We start from the raw sequence: 13067 nt of genomic DNA, 5'->3' as shown, positions 1-13067 counted from the left end.
TTCCCCTCACGCCTCGTCGAACAACGGTCGGATGTCGAGCGCGGCCATGATCTGGTCGTTCCCGGTGCCGGCAGCGACCATCGGCCACACCTGGGCGTCCTTGCCAACGGTGAAGTCGACGACGACGGGCCGGTCGTTGATGGCCATCGCCTGCCGGATGGTGGCGTCCACGTCCTCCTTGGACTCGCAGCGCAACCCGACGCAGCCCATCGCCTCGGCGAGCAGCTTGAAGTCCGGGATGCGCAGCTTGTGGGTGCCCAGCTCGGTGTTCGAGTAGCGCTCGCCGTAGAAGAGCGTCTGCCACTGCCGGACCATGCCGAGGTTGCCGTTGTTGATGACGGCCACCTTGATCGGGATGCCCTCGATGGCGCAGGTGGCGAGTTCCTGGTTGGTCATCTGGAAGCACCCGTCGCCGTCGATCGACCAGACCGTCGCGTCCGGCCTGCCGACCTTGGCACCCATCGCGGCGGGCACCGAGTAGCCCATCGTGCCAAGGCCACCGGAGTTGAGCCAGGTGCGCGGGTGCTCGTAGGAGATGAACTGCGCCGCCCACATCTGGTGCTGACCGACACCGGAGGTGAAGATCGTCTCCGGTCCGCTGATCTCGCCCAGCCGCTGGATGACGTACTGCGGTGACAGCGTGCCGTCCGGCAGCTCGTCGTAGCCCAGCGGATAGGTCTGCCGCAGCTCGTCGAGCTCGGCCCACCAGGCGAACAGATCGCTGACGGCGCCCCGCTCCTGCTGCTCCCGAACTGCGACGATCAGCTGGTCGATGACCTCACGGGCATCACCGACGATCGGCACGTCGACGGCGCGGTTCTTGCCGATCTCCGCAGGATCGACATCGGCGTGCACGATCGTCGCGTGCTGTGCGAACGACGAGAGCTGACCGGTGACCCGGTCGTCGAAACGTGCGCCCAGTGCGACGATCAGGTCAGCCTTCTGCATCGCACCGACCGCTGCCACCGTGCCGTGCATGCCGGGCATGCCCAGGTGTTGCTCGTGCGAGTCGGGGAAGGCGCCGCGGGCCATCAGGGTGGTGACGACCGGGATGCCGGTGAGCTCGGCGAGCACCCTCAGCTCCGCGCACGCCTCTGCCTTGATCACGCCGCCGCCGACGTACAGCACCGGACGTCGAGCGCCGACCATCAGCTTCGCGGCCGCACTGATCTGGCCGGAGTGCGGTCGGGGAGCCGGCCGATATCCCGGCAGGTTGATCTCCGGCGGCCAACGGAAGATGGTGTCGGCCTGCAGGATGTCCTTCGGGATGTCCACCAGCACCGGACCGGGTCGGCCCGTCGATGCGAGGTGGAAAGCGGCGGCGATGACGGACGGGATCTCCGCCGGATCGCTCACCAGGAAGTTGTGCTTGGTGATCGGCATGGTGATGCCGCAGATGTCGGCCTCCTGGAAGCCGTCGGTGCCGATCAGCGCTCGGCCGACCTGACCGGTGATGGCGACCAGTGGAACGGAGTCCATGTGGGCGTCGGCGATCGGTGTCACCAGATTGGTCGCGCCCGGCCCCGAGGTGGCCAGGCAGACGCCTACCCTGCCGGTGGCCTGCGCGTAACCGGTGGCGGCGTGGCCGGCACCCTGTTCGTGCCGGACCAGGATGTGGCGGACCTTGGTCGAGTCGAGCAGCGGGTCGTAGACCGGCAGGACTGCGCCACCGGGAATGCCGAAGACGATCTCGACGCCGGCCTCCTCGAGGCTCCGGACGACGGACTTCGCCCCCGTCACCTGCTCGACGATCTGCGCCGGATGCACACTGCCGTGATCAGCGCCCGGTTGTGCTCCACTCACTGCCACACCACTGACCGCTCCACCGGCCGGGCGATCCCCGGCCTGCGGCGGCACCACGGTGGGCCGCACCTGTGACGTCATGACACGTCGATCCTGTCTGTCGGTACTGCTCCCGGTCTGTCCTGCTCCGTGCTGCGGTACTGGTGTTCACTGCGGTACCGAGCGCTGCCGCGATGCCGCTGGTGGTGGCGAAAGCGACTGCAGAGCAACAAAAAACCCCTCGTCACCGTCACCGGGTGGCCAAGGGGTTGCGCGCCGCTGCGGGGATCCCGCGTTCGGCGCGCTACTGGAGTACGAGAATCTGCGGCTGCATGGTCCCGATGGTAGGCGCGGGATTTCGAGAGTGTCAACTCTGCGGGATCGTCGTCCCAGCCAGTGGGACGATGCAGAGCACGCCGACGGGTCCGTCGGCACGTCCGGTGACACCCGGAGGAGCACGTCGCAGGCGGAGCGCGGAGGAGCGCACACCGTCCCGCATGACACCATGGAACCGTGAGCAGCGGTGAAGAACAGAACGGCCGGGAGCAGGTCGGACGCGCGCAGGCCGGTCGCGCGCAGGCCGGCCCGCCGGCGACATCGACCACCCCTGGAGCGGGGCGCGTGGTGTTCCGGCTTCCGCCGTCGTCACTGATCTTCGCCGTGGTGCTGCTGTTCTGCGTCATCCCCCTCGCCGGTGTGGGTGGCTGGTGGAGCCTGATGTACGTGGTGCCGGTTGCCGCCGTGGCCTGGACCCTGCTGACCCGGACGGTCGTGGATCCGCGCGGGATCACGGTCCGCACCTGGCTGGGCAGCAAGAAGCTGGCCTGGCAGGAAGTCGTCAACCTCGAACTGACCGAGGCGCGGTGGACCGTCGCCCTGGACGTGCGCGGTGGACGCACCAGGCTGCCCATGGTGCTGCCCCGGGATCTGCCCGCGTTGGCCGCGGCATCCGGTGGAGCGATCAGATTCGAGATGCCGCCGGCAGAATCCGACAGTACGGCCGAAGCGTAACCTGAGGCCCAGCTCATCTGCCGATCGACCGGGAGTTCCGTCATGCCGGTACTGCGTTCCAAGACCTCCACCCACGGCCGCAACATGGCTGGCGCCCGTTCTCTCTGGCGCGCAACGGGTATGACGGACGGCGACTTCGGCAAACCGATCATCGCGATCGCCAACTCGTACACCCAGTTCGTCCCGGGACACGTGCACCTCAAGGACATGGGCGACCTGGTGGCCGGTGCCATCAAGGAAGCCGGGGCCGTCTCCAAGGAGTTCAACACCATCGCCGTCGACGACGGCATCGCCATGGGCCACGCCGGCATGCTCTACTCGCTGCCCAGCCGCGAGCTGATCGCCGACTCCGTCGAGTACATGGTCAACGCGCACACCGCGGACGCCCTGGTCTGCATCAGCAACTGCGACAAGATCACGCCCGGCATGCTGATGGCCGCGATGCGCCTGAACATCCCCGCCGTGTTCGTCTCGGGTGGTCCGATGGAGGCGGGCAAGGCCGTGATCGTCGACGGCGTGGCCAGCACCCCGACCAACCTGATCACCGCCATCAACGCCTCGGCCACCGAGGCCGTCACCGATGACGGACTGACCGAGGTCGAGCGGTCCGCGTGCCCGACCTGCGGCTCGTGTTCCGGGATGTTCACCGCGAACTCGATGAACTGCCTCACCGAGGCGCTCGGGTTGTCGCTGCCCGGCAACGGATCGACGCTGGCGACCCACATCGCCCGCAAGGACCTGTTCCTGCGCGCCGGGGAGATCATCGTCGAGCTGGCGAAGCGCTACTACGACGGCGACGACGAGTCGGTGCTCCCGCGCTCGATCGCCACCCGGGCGGCCTTCAGCAACGCGATGGCGCTGGACGTGGCGATGGGCGGCTCCACCAACACCGTGCTGCACATCCTCGCCGCTGCGCAGGAAGGCGAGATCGACTTCACCCTCGCCGACATCGATGCCCTGTCCCGGCGGGTCCCGTGCCTGTCGAAGGTCGCACCGAACCATCCCCTCTTCCACATGGAGGACGTCCACCGGGCGGGCGGTATCCCGGCGTTGCTCGGCGAGCTCGATCGCGCCGGGCTGCTCGAACGGGAGGTGCACACCGTGCACTCCCCGAACCTGTCCAGCTGGCTCGCCGAGTGGGACGTGCGAGCCGAGCAGCCGTCCGACCGGGCGCTCGAGCTCTTCCACGCAGCCCCCGGTGGGGTCCGCACGATCAAGGCCTTCTCGACCGACAACCGTTGGGACACCCTGGATCTGGACCAGGCGGAGGGCTGCATCCGGGACATCGAGCATGCCTACACCGTCGACGGTGGACTCGCGGTGCTCTACGGCAACATCGCCGAGGAGGGCGCCGTGATCAAGACCGCCGGCATCGACGAGGAGCTCTTCCACTTCACCGGCACCGCGCTGGTCGTCGAGTCGCAGGACGCCGCAGTGGAAGCCATCCTCTCCAAGCGCGTGCAGCCGGGCCACGTCGTCGTGGTCCGCTACGAGGGTCCGGCCGGCGGCCCCGGCATGCAGGAGATGCTGCACCCGACGTCGTTCATGAAGGGCCTCGGACTGGGCAAGGTCTGCGCGCTCATCACCGACGGTCGATTCTCCGGCGGTTCGTCCGGGATCTCCGTCGGCCACATGTCGCCGGAGGCGGCCTCGGGCGGCACCATCGGGCTCATCCAGGACGGTGACGAGATCGAGATCGACGTGCACGAGCGGCTGATCCGGGTCGACGTCGGAGCCGACGTGCTCGCCGAACGGCGCGCCAAGATGGAGGCCTCGGAGAACCCGTGGAAGCCGCTGGACCGCGATCGGGTGGTCAGCAAGGCGCTGCAGGCCTACGCGTCGATGGCCACCTCTGCCTCCACCGGCGCGGTCCGGCAGGTCCGGCCCTACTGACCCACAGAGATCGAGCACGCGAATCAGTGGCCGTTGACCGTCCCTCTCACGGGGTCTCGTCTCCTCCGTCGCTCGACTGCCGCCGACCGTCCATCTCACGGGGTCTCGTCTCCTTCGTCGCTCGACCGCCGTGGCTCGGTGAGCGTTCGGCCACACATGACGGCTGTCTGCGCAGGTCGGAGGCCTGAGCGAGGCCGGTCGCCGATCGAGGAAGGGGACCCTTCCCTTAGGCTGGAGCCGTCCACCAGCAAGGAGAGCCACCCCCCATGTCCGTGTCACCCGCCACTTCGTCCTCCGCCGGCGCAACACCGGGCGGTGAGTCACCGGTCGACGGGGCGACCGCCGGTCTGCGTGTCGCCGTCGTCGGCGCCGGTCCCGCCGGGATCTACGCCTCCGACATCCTGACGAAGTCGGACGACACGGTGACCGTCGACATCTTCGATCGGCTGCCCACCCCGTACGGGCTGATCCGCTACGGCGTCGCCCCGGACCATCCGCGGATCAAGCAGATCATCGTGGCGCTGCACCGGGTGATGGAGAACCCGAGGATCATCTTCCGCGGCAACGTGCACGTCGGGGTCGACGTCAAGGTCGACGAGCTGCGCGAGCACTACGACGCGATCATCTTCGCCACCGGCGCCGAGCGGGACCGCGACCTGTCGATCCCCGGTTCCGACCTGAGGCGGTCCTACGGCGGTGCCGACTTCGTGGCCTTCTACGACTCGCACCCCGACCGCGAGCAGACGTGGGACCTCAGCGACGCCACGTCGGTGGCAGTGATCGGGGTCGGCAACGTCGGGCTGGACGTGGCCCGGATCCTGGCCCGCACCGGCGACGAACTGCTGTACACCGACATTCCGCCGCACGTGCACGCGGTGCTGGCGAAGTCCGTCGTCACCGACGTGCACATGTTCGCCCGCCGCGGCCCGGCGCAGGCCAAGTTCACGCCGGTGGAACTGCGGGAGCTCGACCACTCCCCCAACGTGCAGGTCGTCGTGTCCCCCGAGGGGATGGAGTTCGACCAGGGCTCGATGGACGCGATCAACTCTGCCAAGGCGCAGCGGATGGTTGTCGACGTGCTGTCCGACTGGGCGGTCCGCGACATCGATCCGGCGCCGCGGGCGCGGATCCACATCCACTTCCTGCAGAACCCCGTCGAGATCCTGGGCGAGGACGGCGCGGTGGTCGGACTGCGTACCGAGCAGATGGAGCTGACCGGCGACGCCGGCGTCCGCGGGACCGGCAACTTCACCGACTGGGAGGTGCAGGCTGTCTACCGCGCGGTCGGTTATCGCAGCGAGGCGATCGAGGATCTGCCGTTCGACACCGCGAAGCTGGTACTGCCCAACGTCGCCGGCCGGGTGACGGATCTCGACGGTTCGCCGCTGACCGGCATCTACGCCACCGGCTGGGTGAAGCGCGGCCCGGTGGGTCTGATCGGCCACACCAAGTCCGATGCCGCCGAGACCGTGGCCCATCTGCTGGCCGATGCGCCGCAGCTGCCGCGTGCGACCCAGCGGGATTCCGCCTCCGTCGACCGGCTGCTGGCCGACAAGGGCCTGTCCGCAACGGATTTCGCCGGCTGGGACCGTCTGGACGCCCACGAGCGATCGCTGGGTGATGCTGACGTGTATGACCGCGAGCGGGTGAAGGTCACCTCCCGTGCGGAGATGACCGACATCGCCGCTCGCTGAGCTGGTCCGGTCGAGCTGGTCAGCGGCCGGTCCACCACTGGTCGCTGGTGACAAGTACTTTCGGAGTCCGGTCCGCTCCTTGTCGCTGGTGACACGGGCTTTCGCTGGCGCGAGGGACGTCCTTCCCGCCAGCAACAGCGCGTGACGCCAGCGACATCGGGTGGCGGATCAGTCCGCCGACAACGTGATGCTGCGGCCGCCGAATCGGATGACGTCGCCGCTGCGAACGGTGGTGGCCAGGTCGGCGCGGCACTTCTCCGATGTTCCGTCCTCGTGCTCCAGCCGGACTCCGTTGGTGGAGTGTCGATCGGTGACTGTCACCCCGGCCGTGGTGATCGACAGCAGCAGATGCGTCTTGGACACCCCGACCGAGTCCCGCCCGACGGCCAGTCGCCGGTCCACCTTCTCGCCGTCGTCGGCCACCGGATCGCGGCCGATCAAGACGGTGCCGCCGACCACGACCCGCGCGCCGGTGTCCCACTGCAGGGTCGCGGTGGTCGGCCGGCCGGGGACACGGGCCGGCACCGATCCGAGCTCCTCCCGGCTGTGCACCCGAGTGGGTTCCTGCAGTCCCGCGGAGGTCACGGTCTCGGCCGCAGGGTCGTCGACCACGCCCGGCGGACCGGGCGGGATCCCGGGATGCCCCCAGCCGAGCAGAGCCGGCGCGGACTCGACCCGACTCGGTTGGACCGGTCCCGGTCCCCCGGTCGAGGGCGCGGCATCCGGCGCCGCGTGGCGCGGTCGACGCGAATCTTCTACGCCGACCCCGGTCGGCGCGGGCACTGATGCCCGTTGCGGTGCACCAGCTTCCCGGGGTTCGCCAGGTCGGTCCGGCGCTCGGTATGACGGTGCCGTCGATGGTGCGGACGACGGTGCGAACAACGGTGCGGGCCACGGCGCGGACGACGGTGCGGACGATGGTGGCGTCGACACACGCTGCCCGGGACCGTCGTGGCGTGCGATCGGTGCAGCGAGGGAGGGAGCGGGTCGCGCAGCGGGGGACGCAGCGGGTCGGGCAGCGCCGGTGACCGGGACGGCAGGCACGCCGGTCACCAGCGAGGCCGGTTCGCCGGCCGGGGCCCAGCGCGCCGCGACGGCGTCGACGGTGCCTGCAGCAACGCCGGGGAAACGTCTGGTACCACCGGGGATCTGCACGCTCGCATCGATCACCCGGCTGCGTGCAGCGCGGTCCCACCAGGTCCGCTCCTGCCCGTCCGGATCCCAGCGGTAGGAGAAGGCGGCGATCGCCAGCGTGCCGACGCCTGCCACCACCTTGGCCGGCGTACGGATCGCTGCCGGACCGAAGCCGATCACCCGTCCGGATCGCACGTCGACCGATCGCAGGCGCAGCAGGGACTTCCCGGGGGTCCGCCCCGTCACACCCTCGGTCACCACCAGCACCCCGATCCAGGCGATCAGTACGGCCCACAACGACCAGCGCACCGCCGACGTCGGCGCGGGCAGCAGGATCTGCGTGGTGATCACGACCAGCGGCAGCAGTCCGTCGATCGCGGTGGCGAGCAACCGACGCCGCGGTGCAGCGGGATCGGTCCCTTCCAGGAACTCGGAGCGCAACCCCACAGCTCCACCGCACACCGGGCAGGTCACCGTCGTCCGGGCCACCGGTGTCCCGCAGTTGCGGCACCTCGAGCCACCCGCATCGGGCAGGCCCGGCACGGGCGCCGGGACCACTCCGGACTGCAGGGTCGAGCTGCTCATTGCACGTCCTTGCGCAGTGATCGCGCCGAGAACCGTGCCCGCCACCGACGCCAGGGCGACAGGCTGCGGTCGATCTCGGCCAGTTCCTTCTCCAGATGCTGCCAGTACCGGGCCGCAGACCCGGGATCGACCGGCTCGGGGGCGAAGATCCCCGCATCGGCGGTCCTGGCCAGCACTGCGACTCCGCCGGCGGCCGGCGGCTGCGGGAGCTCACCGGGGCGGTTCGGCCGCGGCGCAGCAGCCCGCGCTGCGAAGTCCGCCTGCAGTTGGCGGGCTGCCTCGGTCCGGGTGGTCCCCCGTGGTGGGGTGATGCCCAGGTCGACGGCCCGCCCGAGGAGATATCGCCACCCGCCGGCGATCCGTTGATCGGGCGTCCCGGTACCGGACAGTGCACGGCGACGACGCCGCTTCAACAGCAGGATCACCAGGAACGGCACCAGCAGCAGCACCGGGATCCCGACCCCGAGCGCCAGCCAGCCCCAGACCGCACCTCCACCGTCGGGCGGGGGCGGCGCATCCTGCTGCCGATCGTCCTGCTGGGGGTCGTCGGGCGAGTCGGTGTCGTCCTGCGCATCGGCCTGCGCCTGCTTCGGCGGTACCGGTGGTGGTGGCGGCTGGGCCTGCTGTGGGTCCGCCTGCGACTGGTTCTCGTCCGGCCGCTGGGTGGGTGGCGGCTTCTGCTCGTCCGGCAACGGATCGAAGGCGACCCAGCCGTGTCCCACGAACGGCACCTCGACCCACGCGGTCAGGCGTGACCCGTCGATCACCTGGCTGCCGGTATCGGCGGTGGGGCCGCGGAACCCCAGCACCACCCGCGCCGGATACCCCTTGGCGCGGACCAGCAACGCCAAGGCGGCCGCGTACTGCTCGGAGTCGCCGCGCATGATCTTGGACGTCAGCAGCTGGCGGATGCGGTCCGCACCGTGGCCACCGGGTACACCGCTCTCGGTCTCGCCGTGCGAGACGTACCCGGTGTCGTGCAACGCCTTCCGCAGGTTCTCCACCACCTGCGCCGGACTGCCGGAGCCGCCCCACTCGCCTGCCTTGCTGACGACCTCGGGGATCGACTTGTCCAGTGGATCCTGCGCGACGGTGTCGATCGGAGTGTCGCCGAGCTGCTGAGGAGTCGGCTGCGCGGGGACCGATGCGGTGAGCTCGAGCCGGTCGCCGGTGCGCAACCCGCTGGTGACCACGGCTGCCCCGGTCTCGCGGTTGTAGCGGAAGTCCTCCCGCAGTCGCACCGCATCCGGTCCGCCGAACCCCACTGCGGCCAGGTAGCCGACATCCGGGACCCAGACGTCCGCGTATTCGTCGACCGTGATGTCAACGGTCACCGGGGTTCCGCTGGGCACCTGGGCCAATCGTCCACCGACCCGGGCGAAGGTGCCGACGTCCGCCGACGTCGAGAAGTACTGACCCGAGTAGTCGTCCAGGACCGCCAGCCGCAGCGGCATCCCGGCGGGCAGACCGGTGACGGTGAGCTGCGGCTTCTCCCGGTTCGTGACGACGTATCTGCGATAGGAGCTCAGCGGGCTGGCCAGTGTCGACGGGTCGAACGGCGGTCGGACGAGCTCGCGGGCGATGGTGCGTGGCGTGGTCTGCGACGTCACCAGCGGTCCGAGCAGTACACCGGCCGCCACCGTCGGCGCGATCACCAGCAGCAGGGCGAAGGGACGACGCACATCGAGGCCGGGCAGTCCGGTCGCCGTGCGTCGCCACGAGGCCCAGAGCACCGCGAGCACCATCCAGCCCGTCCCGATGATCGCCGGCTCGAAAGCGCTGCTGGAGGCCAACACCGCGGCTCCGACGGCCATTGCTGCGGCCGGGATCAGTGCGGTGAGACCGCGGGTCGTCCGCACCGCGAGCAGCACCGCGGCCAGCGACAGCGCGGTGGCCAACAGGTACACCGGCACCAGCAGCACGCCACCGTCACCGACCGGGACGGCGACGGTCAGCATCTGCTTCCACGACGTGATGACGCCGGACGTCAGCAGCCGGATCGATCCACCCGTCGGCAGCACCGACCCGATCGCCGACTCGGGGACGGCAGCGGCGGCGCCGAAGGCCAGGTACCCCATGGCGGCCACCACGAACGAGGTGATCGCCGGCCACCTCAGGAGTCTCGGCACCAACGCACTCAGCGCGCCCACCGCTGCGCCGATGGCCAACGCCCGCAGGAACGCCAACCCGCCGTAAGCGGGCGCGAAGACGAGCCCGGCAGCGATCACGAGCACGGTCAGCACCACCGTGTCGACGAGCATCCGGCGCCACGGCAGCGGTTCGCGAGCACCGGCGAACACCACCGGTGCGCTGCCGCCCCAGTGCGGTTCGGCCGGTCCCGGCGGATACGGTCCCGGACCGTACGGTGCCGCTCCGGGCTGTCGACCGGGCTGCGGTCCGGTGGGACGCTGCCACGGCTGAGGTCCGGCGCCGGACGGTGGTCCGGCGGGCCCCGAGGGTGGCGTCCGCTGCCAGGGTGGCGGGGCGGCTGGACTACCACCGGGGACCGGACCGTTGGGCGGACCGGGAAGCGGTGGGCGGGGGCCGGTCATGATGCCCGCATCCGGCGCAGGGCGGCGGGCAGGTCGTCGAGCGCGCCGACGGTTGCGATGTCGACACCACCGATGGCGCCCAGTTTGATGCCCCTGCCGGTGCCGACGCGGATGCCGATCACCCGCACGCCGGCGGCGAAACCGGTGGCTGCGCGCCGGATCTGCGCCGCGTCCGGCACCGACCCGGTGATCAGCACGCCGACAGAAGCATTGGGAACGGCGGTACCAGCAGCCCGTCCGGCGGTCAGCACCCCGGAACCGGGTTCCGGCAGCAGCCCGGCCACCGCGTCGAGCATCCGGCGGGCCGACGTGGCCAGCAGCGCGGACCGACCGCCGTACAACGTCACCGGACGCTCCTCGCGGAATGCCTGGACTCCCAGCGAGGCCGCCATCCCGACGGCCACCTCGAACTGCTCGAGCGACAGGTACTCCTGCGGATCGACGGAGAGGGCGACGGCCAGGTGCGTCCGACGCGTTTCCTCGAACTGCCGCACCATCAGCTTCTGGTTCTGCATCCACGTGCGTGCTGACGTCTTCCAGTGCACGTAGCGACGGTCGTCCCCCGGCACGTACTCCCGCAGCGCATGGAAGGAGACATCGTTGCTGGACAGTTCGGTGGTCGGGCTGCCCTCGAGGTCCTTGACGGAGCCGGTGCTCGCCCCGTGCAGCGGTGTCGTCCGTGGGTGCACGAACAGCTGATCGACGGTCGTCCAGCGCACCTGCCGCCGGACCAGACCCACCGGATCACCGCGCACCGACAGTGCCGGACCGACGTCGATCACGGCGCGCCGTGCGGTGGGGATCACGAACAGCTCTTCATGGACGGCGTTCGGCGCGAGCGACGGCACCCGGAAGGAGCTGGTGGTCGGGCCGACCGGCAGCTCCAGCCGTACCGGCAGCAGCCGCCGGGATCCGCTGTTGCGCACGACGATCGCGCCGGTGGCACGGACGCCGGCGACGACCCGCGCATCGTGCAGGTCGATGCTCACCGCGTACGACGATCGGCCGACCAGGAAGATCGCGCTGACCGCGACCAACACTGCAGCGGCCACGCCGGCGATGGTGAACTCCGACCATCCGGTGAGCCACCCGATTCCCAGCGCCGCGACCGCGATGACGACCACGACCACTCCTAGCGCCGTCACCGGCGGGGTGGCTCTCGTGCGTGCCGGAGCGCTTGCGGCCTGCAGGCTCTGCGACCAATCCAGGGAGTGCTCGGCGAACGGCTCGGCGGGCTTCGACCCGTGGTCGGTCAGTTGGTGACGCCGCCAGACCGAACCCGTCTCGCCGCGGGGCGCCGAGCCGGTGTCGCCGATTCCGACGACGCTGCCGCCGGCGCCGGTCCGGGCACGCGTCGTCCCGGGTGCCGGGGATCCGGCTCCCGGGCGCGGTCCTGGTGGGGGTCCTGACATGGTCATCGAGCTGCGCCTCAGGCGCCGCGTTGCTGCGGCGGGGTGATGTCGCCCAGGATGCGGTGGACCACCGAGGCCACCGTCGTCCCGGCGAACTCCGCCTCCGCGTCCAACATGATCCGGTGCGCCAGCACGGGTTCCGCCAGATCCTTCACGTCGTCCGGGATCACGTAGTGCCGCCCGTGCGCCGCCGCCCAGGTCCGCGACGCCCGTACCAGTGCCAGACAGCCGCGAACCGACACTCCCACGGTCGTCTCCGGAGCCTGCCGGGACGCCTCCGCGATCCGCACCACGTAATCGAGCACGGCGGGATCGGTGTGTACCGTCGCCGCCAACTCCGCCATGTCCACCACGGCAGCCGGGGTGATCTTCGGCGCCACCGTCCGTTGGTGCGCCTTCGTTCCCGCACCCGCCAGGATCTCCACCGTCGCAGCATGATCCGGGTACCCCAGCGACGTCTTCATCAGGAACCGGTCCAGCTGCGCTTCCGGCAACCGGTACGTGCCCGCCTGCTCGATCGGGTTCTGCGTCGCGATCACCATGAACGGGTTGCCCACCGCGTGCGACACCCCGTCGACGGTGACCTTGGATTCCTCCATCACCTCCAGCAGCGCGGACTGCGTCTTCGGTGAGGCCCGGTTGATCTCGTCCGCCAACACGATCTGCGCGAAGATCGGGCCCTGGTGGAACTCGAACTCATTTCTCTTCTGGTCCCAGATCGTCACCCCGGTCACATCCGAGGGCAGCAGATCCGGGGTGAACTGGATCCGCGACGACTTGCCCTGCACCGTGCCCGCCAAGGCTTTTGCCAGCGACGTCTTGCCGGTGCCCGGGAAGTCCTCCAGCAGCAGGTGTCCCTCCGACAGCAGGCAGGTCACCGCCAACGAGATCGTCCGCGGCTTGCCGAGCACCACCTGGCCGACGTTGCCCACCAACGAGGAGAACGTCTGCGCGAACCACTGCGCGTGGTCGGGGGTCATGGTCATGAGTTCGGATTCCTTCTG

8 protein-coding genes are annotated in these 13067 nt (G+C 70.0%); 3 read left to right on the top strand and 5 right to left on the bottom strand.

What is annotated here, in order from left to right; all coding sequences use genetic code 11:
• Positions 1-6 precede the first annotated feature (6 nt).
• A complete protein-coding gene (locus ABLG96_RS07125) occupies positions 7-1884 on the bottom strand; it encodes an acetolactate synthase large subunit (RefSeq protein WP_353650674.1) in 1878 nt (625 codons plus the stop codon).
• Positions 1885-2295: 411 nt separating this feature from the next.
• Here ABLG96_RS07125 and ABLG96_RS07120 point away from each other — a divergent pair, with 411 nt between their 5' ends.
• The 3 genes from ABLG96_RS07120 to ABLG96_RS07110 all read left to right on the top strand — a co-directional run bounded on the left by ABLG96_RS07120 (position 2296) and on the right by ABLG96_RS07110 (position 6380).
• Positions 2296-2793 (top strand): PH domain-containing protein, encoded by a 498-nt coding sequence (locus ABLG96_RS07120; protein ID WP_353650673.1) that lies wholly within the window; start codon positions 2296-2298, stop codon positions 2791-2793.
• A 42-nt stretch (positions 2794-2835) separates the two neighbouring features.
• Complete coding sequence (gene ilvD / locus ABLG96_RS07115) at positions 2836-4686, top strand: dihydroxy-acid dehydratase (RefSeq protein ID WP_353650672.1); 1851 nt, start codon at positions 2836-2838, stop codon at positions 4684-4686.
• Between the two features lie 266 nt (positions 4687-4952).
• The gene (locus ABLG96_RS07110) at positions 4953-6380 is read left to right on the top strand and encodes an FAD-dependent oxidoreductase (protein ID WP_353650671.1); all 1428 of its coding nucleotides are present in this window, start codon (positions 4953-4955) and stop codon (positions 6378-6380) included.
• 168 nt (positions 6381-6548) lie between these two features.
• On the opposite strand, the gene ABLG96_RS07105 is transcribed toward ABLG96_RS07110, so the two are convergent.
• From ABLG96_RS07105 to ABLG96_RS07090, 4 genes are all read right to left on the bottom strand, one after another.
• Positions 6549-8099 carry an RDD family protein gene (locus ABLG96_RS07105; RefSeq protein ID WP_353650670.1) on the bottom strand — a complete coding sequence of 517 codons (1551 nt, stop codon included), beginning with the start codon at positions 8097-8099 and terminating at the stop codon, positions 6549-6551.
• Positions 8096-10402: a transglutaminaseTgpA domain-containing protein gene (locus ABLG96_RS07100; protein WP_353650669.1), complete on the bottom strand. Its 2307-nt coding sequence runs from the start codon at positions 10400-10402 to the stop codon at positions 8096-8098. The genes ABLG96_RS07105 and ABLG96_RS07100 overlap by 4 nt, the downstream gene beginning before the upstream one ends.
• Before the next feature lie 245 nt (positions 10403-10647).
• Positions 10648-12069, bottom strand: a complete 1422-nt coding sequence (locus tag ABLG96_RS07095; protein WP_353650668.1) for a DUF58 domain-containing protein — start codon at positions 12067-12069, stop codon at positions 10648-10650.
• 11 nt (positions 12070-12080) lie between these two features.
• Positions 12081-13049, bottom strand: a complete 969-nt coding sequence (locus ABLG96_RS07090; protein ID WP_353650667.1) for a MoxR family ATPase — start codon at positions 13047-13049, stop codon at positions 12081-12083.
• Positions 13050-13067: the final 18 nt, after the last annotated feature.

Source organism: Nakamurella sp. A5-74 (genome assembly GCF_040438885.1).
Classification (GTDB): Bacteria; Actinomycetota; Actinomycetes; order Mycobacteriales; family Nakamurellaceae; genus Nakamurella.
Note: the sequence above shows the minus strand (reverse complement) of the source record. Positions and strands in the feature narration are given on the sequence as shown.